At 70.8% G+C, this 16,743-nt stretch carries 16 protein-coding genes; all 16 read right to left on the minus strand.

The window, feature by feature from the left end; all coding sequences use genetic code 11:
* Positions 1 to 48: 48 nt before the first annotated feature.
* Entirely contained in the window at positions 49 to 666 is a 618-nt protein-coding gene (locus ACFY04_RS11275) for a DNA-binding response regulator (protein ID WP_389115749.1), read from the minus strand.
* The gene (locus ACFY04_RS11280) at positions 663 to 1,841 is read right to left on the minus strand and encodes a sensor histidine kinase (RefSeq protein WP_389115751.1); all 1,179 of its coding nucleotides are present in this window, start codon (positions 1,839 to 1,841) and stop codon (positions 663 to 665) included. The genes ACFY04_RS11275 and ACFY04_RS11280 overlap by 4 nt, the downstream gene beginning before the upstream one ends.
* Positions 1,838 to 2,578: an ABC transporter permease gene (locus ACFY04_RS11285; RefSeq protein WP_389115753.1), complete on the minus strand. Its 741-nt coding sequence runs from the start codon at positions 2,576 to 2,578 to the stop codon at positions 1,838 to 1,840. Before ACFY04_RS11285 ends, ACFY04_RS11280 begins: the two co-directional genes overlap by 4 nt.
* Positions 2,575 to 3,516: an ABC transporter ATP-binding protein gene (locus tag ACFY04_RS11290; protein ID WP_389115755.1), complete on the minus strand. Its 942-nt coding sequence runs from the start codon at positions 3,514 to 3,516 to the stop codon at positions 2,575 to 2,577. The genes ACFY04_RS11285 and ACFY04_RS11290 overlap by 4 nt, the downstream gene beginning before the upstream one ends.
* A gap of 150 nt (positions 3,517 to 3,666) precedes the next feature.
* Positions 3,667 to 5,547: a hypothetical protein gene (locus ACFY04_RS11295; protein WP_389115756.1), complete on the minus strand. Its 1,881-nt coding sequence runs from the start codon at positions 5,545 to 5,547 to the stop codon at positions 3,667 to 3,669.
* Positions 5,548 to 5,889: 342 nt separating this feature from the next.
* Positions 5,890 to 6,273: a DUF6113 family protein gene (locus tag ACFY04_RS11300; protein ID WP_389115758.1), complete on the minus strand. Its 384-nt coding sequence runs from the start codon at positions 6,271 to 6,273 to the stop codon at positions 5,890 to 5,892.
* Positions 6,270 to 7,166, minus strand: coding sequence for an N-acetyl-1-D-myo-inositol-2-amino-2-deoxy-alpha-D-glucopyranoside deacetylase (gene mshB, locus ACFY04_RS11305; RefSeq protein ID WP_389115759.1), 897 nt, complete (start codon positions 7,164 to 7,166; stop codon positions 6,270 to 6,272). Before mshB ends, ACFY04_RS11300 begins: the two co-directional genes overlap by 4 nt.
* Before the next feature lie 24 nt (positions 7,167 to 7,190).
* Positions 7,191 to 7,385 (minus strand): hypothetical protein, encoded by a 195-nt coding sequence (locus ACFY04_RS11310; RefSeq protein WP_030012369.1) that lies wholly within the window; start codon positions 7,383 to 7,385, stop codon positions 7,191 to 7,193.
* A 352-nt stretch (positions 7,386 to 7,737) separates the two neighbouring features.
* Positions 7,738 to 8,829 (minus strand): ABC transporter ATP-binding protein, encoded by a 1,092-nt coding sequence (locus ACFY04_RS11315; RefSeq protein WP_389115761.1) that lies wholly within the window; start codon positions 8,827 to 8,829, stop codon positions 7,738 to 7,740.
* Positions 8,822 to 9,805: an ABC transporter ATP-binding protein gene (locus ACFY04_RS11320; RefSeq protein ID WP_389115763.1), complete on the minus strand. Its 984-nt coding sequence runs from the start codon at positions 9,803 to 9,805 to the stop codon at positions 8,822 to 8,824. Before ACFY04_RS11320 ends, ACFY04_RS11315 begins: the two co-directional genes overlap by 8 nt.
* 12 nt (positions 9,806 to 9,817) lie before the next feature.
* Positions 9,818 to 10,840 carry an ABC transporter permease gene (locus ACFY04_RS11325; protein WP_389115764.1) on the minus strand — a complete coding sequence of 341 codons (1,023 nt, stop codon included), beginning with the start codon at positions 10,838 to 10,840 and terminating at the stop codon, positions 9,818 to 9,820.
* A complete protein-coding gene (locus tag ACFY04_RS11330; protein ID WP_389115766.1) occupies positions 10,833 to 11,756 on the minus strand; it encodes an ABC transporter permease in 924 nt (307 codons plus the stop codon). The genes ACFY04_RS11325 and ACFY04_RS11330 overlap by 8 nt, the downstream gene beginning before the upstream one ends.
* Before the next feature lie 31 nt (positions 11,757 to 11,787).
* Complete coding sequence (locus ACFY04_RS11335; RefSeq protein ID WP_389115767.1) at positions 11,788 to 13,416, minus strand: ABC transporter substrate-binding protein; 1,629 nt, start codon at positions 13,414 to 13,416, stop codon at positions 11,788 to 11,790.
* 107 nt (positions 13,417 to 13,523) lie between these two features.
* Positions 13,524 to 14,450 carry a GNAT family N-acetyltransferase gene (locus ACFY04_RS11340; RefSeq protein ID WP_389115769.1) on the minus strand — a complete coding sequence of 309 codons (927 nt, stop codon included), beginning with the start codon at positions 14,448 to 14,450 and terminating at the stop codon, positions 13,524 to 13,526.
* 153 nt (positions 14,451 to 14,603) lie between these two features.
* On the minus strand, positions 14,604 to 15,656 hold the full coding sequence (locus tag ACFY04_RS11345) for an ABC transporter ATP-binding protein (RefSeq protein ID WP_389115770.1): 1,053 nt from the start codon (positions 15,654 to 15,656) through the stop codon (positions 14,604 to 14,606).
* Complete coding sequence (locus tag ACFY04_RS11350; protein ID WP_389115772.1) at positions 15,649 to 16,698, minus strand: ABC transporter ATP-binding protein; 1,050 nt, start codon at positions 16,696 to 16,698, stop codon at positions 15,649 to 15,651. Before ACFY04_RS11350 ends, ACFY04_RS11345 begins: the two co-directional genes overlap by 8 nt.
* Positions 16,699 to 16,743: the final 45 nt, after the last annotated feature.

The raw sequence follows: 16,743 nt of genomic DNA on the forward strand, positions 1-16,743 counted from the left end.
CCGGGCTCCGCCCGGACCGCGCCTCAAACGCCGGCGGGGCTGGGTTGGCTAGAGCCAGCCCTTTTCGCGGGCCACGCGCACGGCCTCCGCGCGGTTGCGGGCCGCCAGTTTCTGGATCGCCGTCGAGAGGTAGTTGCGGACCGTGCCCTGGGACAGGTGGAGCCGCGCCGCGAGTTCCGCGTTGGTCGCGCCGCTCTCCGCCTCCCGCAGGACCTCCCGTTCGCGGTCGGTCAGCGGGTTCGCACCCTCCGCGAGGGCGGCCGCGGCCAGGGTGGGGTCGATGACCCGCTCCCCCTGGAGGACCTTGCGTACGGCGGCCGCCAGCTGCGCGGCCGGGGCGTCCTTGACCAGGAAGGCGGAGGCGCCCGCCTCCATCGTGCCGCGGAGGTAGCCGGGGCGGCCGAAGGTGGTCAGGATGACGATCCGCAGGGCGGGGAGTTCGGCGTGCAGGGCGGCCGCCGCCTCGATGCCCGTCATGCCCGGCATCTCGATGTCCAGCAGGGCCACGTTCACGTCGTGCGCGCGGGCCGCCGCCAGCACCTCGTCGCCGCGGGCCACCTGGACCCGTACCTCGATGTCGGGTTCCAGGCCGAGCAGCGCGGCGAGGGCCTCGCGGACCATCGACTGGTCCTCCGCCAGGAGGATGCGGATGGGACGTGAGGTCATGTGCTCGATCCTAGGGGGACTCGGGCCGTGAGGGCGAAGCCGGCCCGGCCGGCGGGGCCTGCCGACAGGGTGCCGCCGAGGGCCTCCAGACGTTCCGTCAGGCCGGTCAGACCGTTGCCGGGGCCGCTCTGGCCGCCGCTCGCGCCGTCGTCCGTGACGGTCAGTTCCAGTACCGGCCCGTCGAGGGTCTGGCTGGTCTCCAGCGTGACCCGGCAGCGCTTCGCGCCGCTGTGCCGCACCACGTTCGTCACCGCTTCGCGCAGGGACCAGGCCAGGGCCGATTCCGCCGCCTCGGGAAGGTCGTCGGCCGGGGGCGCCGGGAGCTCGGCCAGGACGCCCGCCGCGGCCAGGGCCGTGCGCGCGCCGGCGAGTTCGCCGGGGAGGGTGGGCCGCCGGTAGCCGCTCACCGCTTCGCGTACGTCGACCAGCGCCTGCCGGCTGACCTGCTCGATGTCGGCGACCTGCTGGGCGGCCGCCTCCGGCTGCCCGGGCAGCATCCGGCCCGCCAGCTCGCTCTTCAGCGTGATCAGCGACAGCGAGTGCCCCAGCAGGTCGTGCAGGTCCCGGGCCATCCGCAGCCGTTCCTCGTTGGCCGCGAGCTGGGCCACGGTGGCCCGGGCTTCGCGCAGCTCCATCGTGGTGCGGATCATCGCCCGGACTCCGACCATCGCGTAGCCGCCCATGAGGGCCGGGATCAGCAGCCCCGCCAGGTAGGCGGTGCCGTCCGGGACCGCGTTCGCCGTGACCGCGAGCAGGGCGGTGGTGCCGAGGACGGTCCAGCGGGAGTACCGGGCCGGCAGCGCGGCTCCGGAGGAGATGGCCACGTAGACGAAGAGGACGAGCCATTCGCGGCCCAGGGCCAGCGACAGGACCATGGCCTCGGCGGAGAGCACCGCCAGGGAGAACAGCACCCGGCGGACCGGCATCGGGCGGGCGGTGCGGAAGACCAGCACCAGGTACCAGGCGACGAAGACCGCGAGGCCCAGGCCGCCGAGCACCCGGGCGCCGGGGCTGTGCCCGCCGTCGGCCAGGTCGGCGACGGGGGCGCTCAGGTAGAAGAGCCAGATGCTGATCCAGAGCATCTTCACCATCTTCTGGTGGCGGTTCTCCGGCTGCTTGGCGATCTCCAGGAAGTCCCGGTCCTCGCCTTCCTTCGTCAGCGCCACGGGTTTCATGCCTTCAGTGAGTCCTTGCGGTACAGCCAGGCGGCCGCACCGGTGAACAGTACGAAGTACACCGCGAGGAGCGCGACGTCCCCGGCCCGGGGGGCGCCACCGAGCTCGATGGCCTGGCCCAGGCCCGCGTAGGCGTGGGTGGGGAGCCACTCGCAGATGTTCTGGAGCCACTGCGGGAAGTTCGCGGTGGGCATCCACAGGCCGCCGAGGATCGACAGCGCGAAGTAGACGAGCATCGTGATGGGGCGGACGTTGTCCCCGCTGGCCAGGTATCCGAGGGCGACGCCGAGGGCCGCGAAGACGAGGCTGCCGGCCCAGATCGAGCCGGTGAGGGCGAGCCACTGCCAGGCCTCGAACCGTACGCCCTTCACGGCGGCCGCCACCGCGAAGACGACCAGGATGGCGGGGAGCGAGAGCACTCCGGCGCCCGCCGTCTTGGCGAGGACGTAGCCGCGGCCGGGGAGGGCGGTGAGGCGCAGCTGGCGGACCCAGCCCTTCTCCCGTTCCTTGGCGATGCGTTCGCTGTTGCCCATCAGGACGGCGGTCAGGGCGCCGAAGGAGGCCATGGCGACCATGTAGAAGGCGGGCATGGTCAGTTCGGTGCCCATGACCCTGGTGGTGCCGTCGAGGGTTCCGCCGAGCATCAGGAACAGCGCGGCCGGGTACATGATCGTGAAGAAGAGGTACTTCTTGTTCCGCAGGGCACGGACGATCTCCAGCTTGATGAGGGCGTTCACTGGGTGGCCTCCTCGGCCTCGGTGAGGGCGATGAAGGCCTGTTCCAGGCCGAGGCCCGCGACCTCCAGATTGCGGGGGTACAGCCCGAGCGCGTACACGGCGTGGACGGTGGCGTCGGCGTCGCGGGACTGGATGCGGACGGTGTCGCCGTGGTGCTCGAAGGCCGTCAGGAAGGGCAGCGCGCGCAGCCGGCCGATCGCGCCGTCGGCGGGGTCGCTCAGGTCGAAGGAGATCTTCCGGGCCCCGGCCTTGGCCTTGATCTCCGCGGCGGTGCCGTCCGCGAGCAGCCGGCCCTTGCCGAGCACCAGGACCCGGTCGGCGATCGCGTCGGCCTCTTCCAGGTAGTGGGTGGCGAAGAGGACCGTACGGCCCTGGTCGGCCTGTTCCCGCATGGTGGCCCAGAAGGACTGGCGGGCGGTGACGTCCATGCCGGTGGTCGGCTCGTCGAGCACGATCAGGTCGTTGTCGCCGGCCGTGGCGAGCGCGAAGCGCACACGCTGCTCCTGGCCGCCGGAGAGCTTGTCGACCCGGCGGTCGGCGATCTTGTCGACGCCGGCCCGGGAGAGCACCTGGTCGACCGGGTGCGGCCGCGGGTGCAGGGCGCAGCCGAGGGCGACGATCTCCCGTACGGTCACCTCCTCCATCAGGCCGCCGCTCTGCAGCATCGCGCCGACCCGGCCGGCGGCGACGGCCTCGCGCGGGGTGGTGCCGAAGATCCGGACGGTGCCGGAGTCGGCGGGGCGCAGGCCGAGGAGGAGGTCGAGGGTGGAGGACTTGCCGGCGCCGTTGGGGCCGAGGAGCGCGACGGTCTCGCCCGGGTGGAGCGTGAGGGAGAGGCCGTCGACCGCCCGGACCGTGCCGTAGCTCTTGGTCACGTTCTCGAAGCTGACCACGCGGTCGGTGGCGGGCTTCGCGGTGCGTGTCGCGGTCGTCGTCATGGAGAGAGCTTCGCCCGTACGGGGTTCCGCTCGGCAGTGTCGGGCGTCGTGTGTGCCGGATGACAGATGTCATGCGGCGGACATGACAGTGCCCCCGCCCGGGGTACGGGCGGGGGCACCGGTCGGCCGATCCGGAGGGAACGGGACGGGCTAGTTCGGGTTGGTGTCGACGACCACGGTGCGCTCGGCGGTGGTCTTGCCGCGCAGGGCCTTGCCGAGGGCGCCGGCGATGTCCTGCGGGGTGACGGCCGTCTTCTCGCCGGTGCCGCGGGTGATCAGGATCCCGTCGAAGGTGTTCCCGTAGGTCGCCTTGAGCGCCTCCAGGTCGAACTTCTCGGTCAGGCGGCCGTCGACGGGCTGCATGCTGAGGATCTTGGGCAGGGACCTGGCGCCGAAGGCGATGGACTTGGCACCCACCTTGACCGTGGCGTTCGCGGACATCGCGGGCTCGGCGAACTCCTTCATGGCCCGGTCCAGTTCGGCCTGGCCGATGGCCGGCGCCTTGGCGGTGGTCGGCAGTTCGGCCACGGCCGCCTTGCCGGTGGCGACCTGGTCCTTGAAGGTCTTGGCCACCAGCTGGACGGAGGCGTCCACGTCGAGGGTGGTGCCGGGGGTACCGGGGACGGCGACGGCCTTGCCGGTGTCGAACTTGATCGTGCCCTCGGTGGCCGTACCGGAGGTGCCCGCGAGCTCCTGCAGCGCGACCTGGAGCTTCTCCTCGTCGGTCGGCATCACGGGGTCGGCGACCCGCTCGTTGCCGAGGAGCGAGCCGATGACCGTGATCGGGTTGTAGTCGCTGCCGGCCGCGTTGCGGACGGTGGTCTGGGCGTCCAGCGTCAGGCCGGCCTTCTCGGGCTTCAGCTCGACCGGCTTGCCGCCGACGCTGAGCTGGATCGGGGCGGCGGCGCGGGTGCCGAAGGCCGTCTGGAGCTTGGAGACGGCCTCGTCGCGGCTGCCGCTGATGTCGACGCCGAGGACGGTGGTGCCCTTGGGGACGTCGGAGTGGTTCAGGAGCAGCCCGGCGCCGTAGGCCACGCCGATGAGGGCGATGACACCGCCGCCGAGCAGGACCAGCTTGGAGCGGCCCTTCTTGGCGGGCTTGCCGGCGGGCTTGCCTGCGGCCTTGCCGGTGGCCTTGGGCTGCGCGGCAGCGGGGCGGGAGGCGGCCGGGGCGGGGGCCGGTACCGGGGGCGGCAGCGGGCCGTCCAGGTCGGGGCCGGGCCACTGCGGAGCCTCGTCGAAGGCGGCCGCGCCGGCCGGGCCGCCGACGGGGCCGGTGCCGAAGCCGGGGCCGCCGGTGGGTCCGGCGGGGCCGCCGCCGTAGGCCGGGAACGCCTCGGTGACGGGGCCGCCGTCGCCCTGGTCGCCCCCGTACGCGGGGAAGCCCTGGGTCGTCCCGACACCCGGGCCGCCGGGCATCGGGGCTGCGGGGGCCTGGGCGTATCCCTGGCCGTAGTCCGCGACGGGCGGCGGGGTGCGCTGCGGCGCGAAGGCAGCGTCCGGTCCGGGCGGCGGAGCCTGGGTGTGCTGCGGCGGGGCGAAGCCCGCGCCGGGCCCGGCCGGCGGCGGCATGGGCGTCGGAGTCGGCGTCGGGGACGGCGTCCGGGTGGGCAACGGCCGCTGCGCGAGCGGCGGGGCGGCCGCGGCCGGCGGCATCTGTGCCGCGGCGGGGGCCGGTCCGGGTGCCTGGGCGGCCGGCTTGCGGGGGGCGAACCAGTTGCTGGCCGCCTCCTCGGGTTCGGCGGCCGGGGCGGGCGGCGGCGCCTGGGCGCCGGCCGGCTCCGGGGCGGCCTCGATACGGGTCGGCTGCGGCCCGCGCCGCTGCGCGGGCGGCGGGGAGGCCTGCTCGGGCGCCGGCTCCGGCGCGCTCCGCTCCCCGGCACCGGCCGAGCCGGAGTTGGTGCCCATCGCCTTGCGCACGACCACCGGCGGGATCGGCCGCGAACCCGGGATGTTGATCCGGATCCGGGTCGTCAGGGTGGTCTCGGTCTTGGGCCCGTCGGAATCGGGCGTGGACGGCTTCGAGGTCACAGCGTTCTCCTCCGGAGCGGTCGCCGCAGCGTCCGTGGACGGGTACTGGCCGGTTCCGTACGGCGGTGTACCCGAGGGGTAAGCGGCTCCACCGTGCCCCTTGGGCCCGGAGGACGAACTGTCGGTTTCACGACTCAAGGCAGGTTCTCCCGGTTGGCTCCGCCGCCCGTCATACCGTGCGCGGGCAGCTCGGCGGCCCGTCCACCATACTGGCCGTCGCCCGCACGCAACTGACTGGCGGGAATCAGGGGTTCCTGATAGAGCCCGTCAAACCCCCCTGAAGCGCCCGGCGGGCACCGGCGCGGCCCCTCGGCGAACCTCCCTACGAGGTCCGACACCACGTCACTTGGCAGGCCGGGAGACCGAAACCGGCCGATCCAGCGGACCGCGCATCGTGGCACACATCACAGCGAGAACGGTTCCACCCAAAAGGTAGACATATACGCCGATTCCGGACGAAGCGAGGAGGAAGTCCCCCTCGGGGCGCGGAATGCTGAGCATCACGTACGAGAGGAACCAGCCGGCCGCGGCGCCGCCCACTCCGAAGCCGGTCCCGAGGGCGATCCGCCCGCCGAGGAACAGCCCGAAGACGGCCAGCAGGGCGAGCAGCAGACCGCCGGGGAACCAGAGGCCGACCACCAGCAAGCCGGCCGCGCCGGTCAGCGCACCGGCGACCAGCATGCCCAGGCAGCCGGCGATCCGTCCGGCCGTGGCCGTGCCGCTCATGCCTCCACCCCCGCGAAGAGGTCGTGTTCGCGTTCGCCCGCCGGGGCGCCCGGCCGACCCTCGACCAGTTCGTAGTACTCGCGGGTGAACAGCGGCTGTGCCAGGTCGTTGGAGAGGGCGAAGAAGGGCCCGTCCACGGCGATCTGGGTGGCGTGGGCCCGCATGGCGGCCGCCTTCGCCGCCACGAAGGTGTCCTTGGCGTCGATCTCGGTGGTGATCCGCTCGTCGGCGACGACCCCCGGCACGTCCCCGGGCGAGCCCACCGCGGGGAAGGGCATCTCGCCCCCGGCGGCGCGCAGCCGGGCGAAGCCCTCCTCGACCACCGAGCGCGGGACGCGGTTCCAGTAGATCTTCCCGACCGTGTGGGGCGCGCCGAGGTCGCGCCGGTACGCGGTCTCCGCCGCCAGTTCGGCGGCGCGCATGGCGACCCGGTGGGCCTGGATGTGGTCGGGGTGCCCGTATCCGCCGTCCGGGTCGTAGGTGACGAGCACCTGCGGCCGCAGTTCCCGGATGATCTCCACGAGGTACGCGGCGGCCTCGTCCACGTCGGCGGACCAGAAGGCCTGCGGGCGGTGGTTCTGCGGGGCGCCCATCATCCCGGAGTCCCGGAAGCGGCCGGGGCCGCCGAGGAACCGGTGGTCGTGGACGCCCAGTTCCGCCATGGCCGCGGCGAGCTCGCCGACGCGGTGGGCGCCGAGGGTGTCGTCGCGGTCGGCCGCCAGGTGGGCGAGCCCGGGCGGGATGACCTCACCCTCCTCGCCCAGGGTGCAGGTCACCAACGCGACGTGGGCGCCCTCGGCCGCGTACTTGGCCATGGTGACGCCGTTGTTGATCGACTCGTCGTCGGGGTGCGCGTGCACGAGGAGCAGACGACGGGCGGGAAGACCGTTCATGGGGCCTAGCCTACGAGGCGAGGCCTAGAACTTGAGGCCACTGATCATGCTCGCCACGTTCGAGGTGAGCTGGCTGAGGGTCGGGGCGATGGTGGAACTCGCCAGGTAGAAGCCGAGCAGTACGCAGACCACCGCATGTCCCGCCTTCAGGCCCGCCCTTCGGACCAGCAGGAAGACGATGATCGCCAGCAGCACCACGGCGGAGATCGAGAGTGCCACGGCGTTTCACCTCCACGTCGAGCGGACATCGGTACGCGTATTCGTGCTCGGCAGGAGTCATACCCACCGTGCGCTACGGATCATAACTATCCGTACCAGCGCATCGATCGAAATCCGGCAGCACGAGGGGCGCATGCCGCGCATGAGTGGGGTCACGGGGAGGCCGGCCGGCGAGGCTGTACGCCTCCCCGGCCGGCTGTCGGCACCCGCACGGCCGCACGGCATCCAGGTTGCATGCCCCAGATCTCGGGGCAGAAACGGTCAAGTTGCCCCCGTGTAAACGGAGTTGCCGGGGGTGCCTGCCGTTTCCCCACCCGGCACACAGCGGTGGCCGGAAATGATCGGTCTGCGGCTACTCCTTCGTCAGCGGATCCGCCGGCGGCGGGGACGGGGGCGGCGGGGGCGGCGGCGGGGGCGGCTGGTCCGACGGCGGGACCACCTGCTTCTCCGCCGCGAAGTGGCAGGCCGACGGGTGCGCCGCCGGGCCCGAGGGGAAGACCTCGGGGACCGCGAGCAGCGGGACCTCCGCCGTGCAGCGGGGCTCGGCCTTCCAGCAGCGGGTGCGGAAGGGGCAGCCCGAGGGCGGGTTGGCCGGGGACGGCACGTCGCCGGTGAGGATGATCCGCTCGCGGTGGGCGCGGGCCTCCGGGTCCGGGACCGGGACGGCCGAGAGCAGCGCCTGGGTGTACGGGTGGGTCGGGTGGTCGTAGATCTGGCGGTCGGTGCCGATCTCGACGATCCGGCCCAGGTACATGACGCCGACCCGGTCGGAGATGTGCCGGACGATCGAGAGGTCGTGCGCGATGAAGACGTAGGACAGGTCGAAGTCGCTCTGCAGCCGGTCCAGCAGGTTGATCACCTGGGCCTGGACGGAGACGTCCAGCGCCGAGACGGGCTCGTCGGCGACGATGATCTCGGGCTGCAGGGCGAGGCCGCGGGCGATGCCGATGCGCTGGCGCTGGCCGCCGGAGAACTGGTGCGGGTACCGGTTGATGTACTCCGGGTTCAGGCCGACGACGTCCAGGAGTTCCTGGACGCGTCGCCGGCGCGAGCCCTTGGGAGCCACCTCGGGGTGGATCTCGTAGGGCTCCCCGATGATGTCGCCGACCGTCATGCGCGGGTTCAGCGACGTGTACGGGTCCTGGAAGACCATCTGGATGTTGCGGCGCACGGCCTTCAGGGCGCGCCCCGACAGCTTGGTGATGTCCTCGCCCTTGTACGAGATCGCGCCCGCCGTCGGCCGCTCCAGATTGACCAGCATCTTGGCCACGGTGGACTTCCCGCAGCCGGACTCGCCCACGATGCCGAGCGTCTCGCCGGCGCGCAGGTCGAAGGAGACCCCGTCGACCGCCTTGACCGCGCCGACCTGCTTGCGGAAGACGATGCCCCGGGTCAGCGGGTAGTGCTTGACCAGGTCCTTCACTTCCAGCAGGGGCTCAGCCATGGAGGCACTCCTTCCAGAAGTGGCAGGCGCTGGTCCGCTCCACCGGGGACTCGGTCACCCGGTACAGCGGCGGAACGTCGGTGCGGCACACCGCCTGCGCCATCGGGCAGCGCGGGTTGAAGGCGCAGCCCGGCGGGATGGCCACCAGGTTCGGCGGCAGGCCCTTGATGGCGTACAGCTCCTGGCCCTTCTGGTCCAGGCGCGGGATCGAGTCCAGCAGGCCGCGCGTGTACGGGTGCGCGGGCGCCTTGTAGATCTCGTGGACGGGGGCCGCCTCGACGATCCGGCCCGCGTACATGACCGCGATCTTGTCGGCCACGTCCGCGACCACGCCCAGGTCGTGGGTGATCAGGATGAGGCCCATGTTCAGCTCCCGCTGGAGCTCGGCGAGCAGATCCATCACCTGGGCCTGGACGGTGACGTCCAGGGCCGTCGTCGGCTCGTCCGCGATGATCAGCGAGGGCTCCAGGGCCAGCGCCATCGCGATCATGATGCGCTGGCGCATGCCGCCCGAGAACTGGTGCGGGTAGTCCCCCACCCGCTCCTTCGCCGCCGGGATCTTGACCCGGTCCATCAGCTCGACGGCCTTGCCCTTGGCGTCCTTGCGGGACATCCCGCGGTGCACCTCGTACATCTCGGCGAGCTGTGCGCCCACGCTCAGGACCGGGTTCAGGGAGGAGAGGGCGTCCTGGAAGATCATCGCCATCTCGGCGCCGCGGATCTTGCGCCGCTGCTCCTCCTTCATCGTGAGGAGGTCCTTGCCCTTGAAGAGGATCTCGCCGCCCGCGATCCGGCCCGGCGGCACGTCGAGGATGCCCATCACGGCCTGGGCGGTGACCGACTTGCCGGAGCCCGACTCGCCGAGCACGGCGAGCGTCTCCCCCTCGGCCACCGAGTAGTTGACGCCGTTGACGGCCTTGGCGACTCCGTCGCGCGTCTTGAATTCCACGTGCAGGTCGCGGACTTCGAGCAGCATGTGCGGGGCTCCTCAGCGCAGCTTGGGGTCGAGGGCGTCGCGCACCGCGTCGCCGAGCATGATGAAGGCGAGCACGGTCAGGCTCAGCGCGCCGGCCGGCCAGAGCAGCATGTGCGGAGCGTTGCGGATCTGCGAGGCCGCGTTGGAGATGTCGATGCCCCAGGAGACGGTGGGCGGGCGCAGGCCGACGCCGAGGAAGGACAGAGTGGCCTCCAGGGCGATGTAGGTGCCGAGCGCGATGGTGGCGACGACGATGACCGGGGCGATGGCGTTGGGCGCCACGTGCCGGAGCATCATCCGGCCGTTGCCGGCGCCGAGGGCCCGGGCCGCCTGGACGTAGTCGTTCTGTTTGGCGGTGATGACGGAGCCGCGGCCGATGCGGGCGATCTGCGGCCAGCCGAGGAGCACGATGAAGCCGACCACCGGCCAGACGGTGGTGCTGGTGACGACGGACAGGAAGACCAGGCCGCCGAGGACGACGGGGATGCCGAAGAAGATGTCGGCGACCCGCGAGAGCAGCGCGTCGCCCCAGCCGCCGAAGAACCCGGCGAGCCCGCCGAGCAGCGAGCCGAGCAGGGCGGCGCCGAAGGTGGCGCAGACGCCCACGGTGATGGAGGCGCGGGCCCCGTAGACGGTACGGGTGTACACGTCGCAGCCCTGGGTGTCGTAGCCGAAGGGGTGGCCCGGGGAGGAGCCCTGCTGCGACTTGGACAGGTCGCACTGCAGCGGGTCGCCGCTCGCGATGAGCTGCGGCCAGATCGAGATGATCACGAGGAAGAGGATCATCAGCGAGGAGATGACGAAGACGGGGTTGCGGCGCAGCTGGTGCCAGGCGTCGGACCACAGGGAGCGGGGCTTCTCGCCGGGGCCGGTCCCGCCCGGCGGGCCGTCCTTCTCGATGCCCTCGACGCTCTCGGCCTCCTCCAGAGCCAGATCCATGGGTCCCCCCTGGCCGGTCGGGGAGACCGCCTCGTGCGGACGGGGCCCGACGGGATCGTAACCGCCGGGCCCTTCGGGACGCTCCGGGTCAGGCATAACGGATCCTCGGGTCCAGGACCGCGTAGAGCAGGTCGACGAGCAGGTTCGCCAGCAGGAAGACGATGACGAGGATGGTCACGAAGCCGACCACCGTCGGGGAGTTGTTGCGCAGGATCCCCTGGTAGAGCTGGTATCCGACGCCGTGGATGTTGAAGATCCGCTCGGTGACGATGGCGCCGCCCATCAGGGCGCCGATGTCGGTGCCGATGAAGGTGACGACGGGGATGAGCGAGTTGCGCAGCAGGTGGCGGGTGACGACCCGGCGGCGCGGCAGGCCCTTGGCGACGGCGGTGCGCACGTAGTCGGCCTTGACGTTCTCGGCGATGGAGGTGCGCGAGAGCCGGGTGACGTAGGCGAGGGAGACCAGTGCGAGCACCATGCCGGGGAGGATCAGCTCGTTGAAGGGGGCGTCCGGGGAGACGGTGGGCCGTACCCAGCCCCATTTGACGCCGAAGAGGTACTGGAGCAGATAGCCCGTCACGAACGTCGGTACGGAGATGACGACGAGGGTGAGCACGAGCACGCTGGTGTCGACGGACTTGCCGCGGCGCAGGCCGCTGACCACGCCGAGGGTGATGCCGATGACGATCTCGAAGAAGATCGCGACGAGGGTCAGGCGCAGGGTGACGGGGAAGGCGCTGGCCATCAGCTCGGTGACCGGCTGGCCGTTGAAGGCCGTGCCGAAGTCGCCCTGGAAGATCTGGCCCATGTAGTGGAGGTACTGCTTCCACAGGGGCTGGTCGAGGAAGAGGTCCTTGCGGATGCGCGCGGCGGTGGCGGGGTCGGGCGCCTTGTCGCCGAAGAGGGCCGCGACCGGGTCACCGAGCGCGTACACCATGAAGAAGATCAGGAACGTGCTGCCGATGAACACCGGGATCATCTGGAGCAGCCGCCGGATCACATAACGTCCCATGGACTGCTCCAGGATCGATCCGAAACGCGGGTCAGCTGACCTTGATCTGGTCGTACACGGGGACGCTGAACTGGTTGAGCGCCACGTCCGAGAGCCGCTCGGCGTAGCCCGCGCTGCCGTTCTGGTACCAGAGCGGGATGGCCGGCATCTGCGCGGCGAGGATCTTCTCGGAGTCCTGGAACTTCGCGACGGCCTTGGCCTGGTCGCTCTCCTGGTTGGCCTCGTCGACGAGCTTGTCGAAGTCCGCGTTGCTGAACTTCCCGTAGTTGGAGGAGGCCCCGGTGTAGTAGAGGGGCTGGAGGAAGTTCTGGATCAGCGGGTAGTCGGCCTGCCAGCCGGAACGGAAGGGACCGGTCAGCTTGAAGCTGCTCTGCTGGTTGCGGAAGTCGGCGAAGGTGCCGATCGGGTTGACCGTGCAGACCGGGCCCTCGCCCAGCGCGTTGTTGATGCTGTTGCAGACGGCGTCCATCCAGTCGCGGTGCGAGCCGGTGTCCACGTTGGAGGTCAGCGTGACCTTGCCGCCGGGGAGCCCGCCGGCGTCCGTGATGAGCTTCTTGGCCGCGGCCGGGTCGTAGACGCAGGCGTCGCCGCAGACGGTGGAGGAGAAGCCGCCCGCCGCGCCGAGGGCCGGGGAGGTCCAGTCCTTGGCCGGGGTGCGGGTCTCACGGAAGATCTGCTTGGTGATCTCGTCGCGGTTGATGGCCCGGGAAATGCCGATCCGGACGTTCTCCATCCCCTCCTTGCTCCACTGCGGGTCGTACAGCGGGAAGGTGAGGGTCTGGATGATGAGGGCCGGCTGGTTGATGTACCGGTCGCCCAGGTCGTTCTTGACGTTCTTCAGCTGCTGCGCCGGGATGTCGTCGACGAGGTCGAGGTTGCCGGAGATCAGGTCGGTGTAGGCGGTGTTGTTGTCGGTGTAGACCTTCAGGTCCACACCGCCGTTCTGCGCCTTGTCCGGACCGGGGTAGGTGTCCCACTTGCGCAGCTTCATGCCGGTGCCCTTGGTGTACGAGTCCACCGTGTACGGGCCGTTGCCGATCGGCTTGTCCAGCCAGGCGGCGTGGTCGGTGAAGAAGGCCTTGGGCAGGGGGGAGAAGGCCTGGTAGCCGAGGGTCTCGGGCCAGGTGGAGAACTTGTTCTTCAGGGCGACCGTGAAGGTCTTGTCGTCCTTGACGACCAGTCCGGACATCGTCTTGGCCTTGGGCTCACCGGAGGCGGGGTGGACGTCCGCGTAACCGACGATGTCGGAGAAGAACGGCGAGTTGTTCTGCTTGTTGCGCACGTCCGCGCCGTAGTTCCAGGCGTCGACGAAGGACTGCGCGGTGACCGGCTCGTCGTTGCTGAACTTCCAGCCGTCCTTCAGCGTGATGGTGAAGTTCTGACTGTCCGTCGTCTCGATCTTCTCGGCGACCATGTCGAGGGCCTCGCCCGTCTTCGGGTCGTATCGCTTGAGGCCCCGGAAGAGCATGTCGAGCACCTTGCCGCCCTGCACCTCATTGGTGTTGGCGGGCTCCAGCGGGTTCTGCGGGTCACCCCACGAGGAGCTGACGATTCCCGCCTCGCCGCCTCCGCCGCTGTCGCTACCGCCGCCGCAGGCCGTCGCCGCGAGGGCGACGGCCACCGCACATGCGGCCCACGTGGCATGGGTGGCTCCGCGCATGGAGTGCCTCCTATGGATCCCAAGACTCGCTTAGGGGCCAATGTCACCCTATGTGGGGCCCTGCACACTCCTCGTTGGACCGATTGCACCCGCGCGTCACGCCCCTGTCACCCCTGGGGGTGCAATGCCAGCTCCCACGAGTCGACCGAGTAGTGCAGGCCCATGCCGTGCGCCTCGTACAGCGCGAGCGCGCCGGTCACGTTGTGGGTGTCCACGCCGAGGCCCACGGAGTCCCGGCCGCGCTCCGCGTAGACGGCGAAGCAGTGGCGGAGCAGGAAACCGCCGATGCCCCGGCCGCGCACCTCCTCGGCCACGCCGATGTGGCTGACCCAGGCCATGCTCGTACGGTCGTCGCGGGTGAGCAGCACGGCCGCGTCGCCGTGGCCGGGCAGGCTCGCGATCCACACCAGTGACCAGTCGAGCTTGCGGCCGTCCATGTGGTCCAGCCAGGTCTCGTACGGGCGGTCCACATGGCCGAAGTGCGCGGCGAAGGTCCGCTCGATCAGGGCGTGGGCCCGGTGGCGGTCGGCCTCGTCGTCGGCGCAGTGCCGCAGGGTGAGTCCGGCCGGAAGGGCCGGCGCCGGGTCGGCGGCCGGGGACAGGGAGCGGGTCATGACCTGGTAGCGGCGGATGGTGCGGTAGCCGCGCCCGGTGAGGAGGGAGAGGTCGAGGGTGGGCTTCACGTTGAGCTGGAGTCGCAGGACGCCCTGACCGGCGGTCAGCTCCCGGGCCCGGGCCTCCATGCGCTCCAGCAGCAGGAGGGCGGCCTCGGAGTGGCCGGGCAGTACGTAGTGGTCCCCGTCGACGCGGCCCGGGCCGGAGTCCGCCCAGACGAGGGCGTAGGCGACGAGCCGGCCGTCCTGGTGCGCGAGCCAGGAATCGGTGGCCAGGTCCACGTCGGGGGCGTTGAGATCGGACTCGACGGTGCCGAGATCGGTCTCCGGGCGGCCGATCTCGATCACGTCGACTGCATTGAGCAGGGCGCAGATGTCGGCCGCGTCCCCGGGCCCGGCGGGCCGTACGGTGAGGGTCATGCCGTCACTCTCCGTCCCCTGCTCCCGGGGGCGCAACCGGTTTCCCCAGGGTCCGGTCCCCGGGGGCGGAACCGCCCCGCACCGGTGACGAAAACGGCTGGTCCCCGGCGCCGTGAGGCACCGGGGACCAGCCGTCGGAAAGGAACGCGCCGGTCAGACGGCCAGGATGGCCTTCTCCTCGGCGAAGTGGCACGCGGACTCGTGCGCGGCCAGGGTGTTCACGCCCTTGAAGCGCTCCGGGATCGCCAGCAGCGGCTCCTCGGTGGAGCACTTGTCCTGGGCCTTCCAGCAGCGGGTGCGGAAGCGGCAGCCCGACGGCGGGTTGGCCGGGGACGGGACGTCACCGGTGAGGATGATCCGCTCGCGGCCCTCGCGCGCGGACGGGTCCGGGACCGGGACGGCCGAGAGCAGCGCCTGGGTGTACGGGTGGGTCGGGTGCTCGTAGATCTCGGCGTCGGAGCCGATCTCGGCCATCTTGCCCAGGTACATGACGCCCACGCGGTCCGAGATGTGCCGGACGATCGAGAGGTCGTGCGCGATGAAGAGGTAGGAGAGGTTGAACTCGTCCTGCAGCTTCTCCATCAGGTTGATGACCTGGGCCTGCACCGACACGTCGAGCGCGGAGACCGGCTCGTCGCAGATGATGATCTCCGGCTGCAGGGCGAGGCCGCGGGCGATGCCGATGCGCTGGCGCTGGCCGCCGGAGAACTGGTGCGGGTACCGGTTGATGTACTCCGGGTTCAGACCGACGACGTCCAGGAGCTCCTGGACCTTCTGCCGGCGCGAGCCCTTGGGAGCCACCTCGGGGTGGATCTCGAAAGGCTCCCCGATGATGTCGCCGACCGTCATGCGCGGGTTCAGCGACGTGTACGGGTCCTGGAAGACCATCTGGATGTTGCGGCGCACGGCCTTCAGGGCGCGGCCGGACAGCTTGCTGATGTCCTGGCCCTTGTAGAAGACCTCGCCGGCGGTCGCGCGCTCCAGGTTCATCAGGAGCTTGGCGACCGTGGACTTGCCACAGCCGGACTCGCCGACGATGCCGAGGGTCTCGCCCTGGTAGAGGTCGAAGGAGATCCCGTCGACCGCCTTGACCGCGCCGACCTGCTTCTTGAACAGGATTCCCTGGGTCAGCGGGAAGTGCTTGACCAGGTTACGGACCTGGAGGATCGGCTCGCGCTCGGTGGCGTTCTTGGTGAGCTCAGCCATGGATCTGGTCCTTCCAGAAGTGGCACGCGCTGCCGCGGCCGGGCAGTTCGGTGCCGTCCTGCTCGGTGACCGGGTGCAGCACCGGGATCTCGGTGCGGCAGATGTCCTGCGCCTTGGGGCAGCGGGGGCTGAAGGCGCAACCCGCGGGAATGCGGAGCAGGTTGGGCGGCAGACCCTTGATCGCGTAGAGCTCCTGGCCCTTCTGGTCCAGGCGCGGGATCGAGTCCAGCAGGCCACGGGTGTACGGGTGGGACGGGCGCTTGTAGATCTCGTGGACCGGAGCGGTCTCGACGATCCGGCCCGCGTACATGACCGCGATCTTGTCCGCGACGTCGGCGACGACGCCGAGGTCGTGGGTGATCAGGATCAGGCCCATGTTCATCTCGCGCTGGAGCTCCGCGAGCAGGTCCATGACCTGGGCCTGGACGGTCACGTCGAGAGCCGTGGTCGGCTCGTCGGCGATGATCAGGTCCGGCTCCAGGGCCAGCGCCATGGCGATCATGATGCGCTGGCGCATGCCGCCGGAGAACTGGTGCGGGTAGTCACCCACGCGCGCCTTGGCGGCGGGGATCTTCACGCGGTCCATGAGCTCGATGGCCTTGAGCTTCGCGTCCTTCTTGGACGCGCCCCGGTGGACCCGGAACATCTCGCCGAGCTGGTCGCCCACCGAGTAGACCGGGTTCAGGGAGGACAGCGCGTCCTGGAAGATCATCGCCATCTTGTTGCCGCGGAGCTTGCGGCGCTCCTCGTCGGACATCTTGAGGATGTCCTTGCCGTGGAAGCGCACCTCGCCGCCGGCGACCCGTCCGGGCGGGCTGTCGAGGATGCCCATGATCGCCTGAGCGGTGACGGACTTGCCGGAGCCGGACTCGCCGAGCACGGCGAGGGTCTCGCCGGCGTTGACGCTGTAGCTCACGCCGTTGACGGCCTTGGCGACCCCGTCACGGGTCTTGAACTCGACCTGAAGGTTGTCCACCTCCAGCAGCGGCACGGCGGATCCGCCGCCCGTCTCCGCAACGCTGAGAATCTCCGACGTGGTCACGCCGCCACCTTCGTCCTGCTTGCTGATGTTGTCTCGGGGCATCGC

The sequence above is a fragment of the Streptomyces sp. NPDC001549 genome (assembly GCF_042894025.1).
Taxonomy (GTDB): Bacteria; Actinomycetota; Actinomycetes; order Streptomycetales; family Streptomycetaceae; genus Streptomyces; species Streptomyces kutzneri.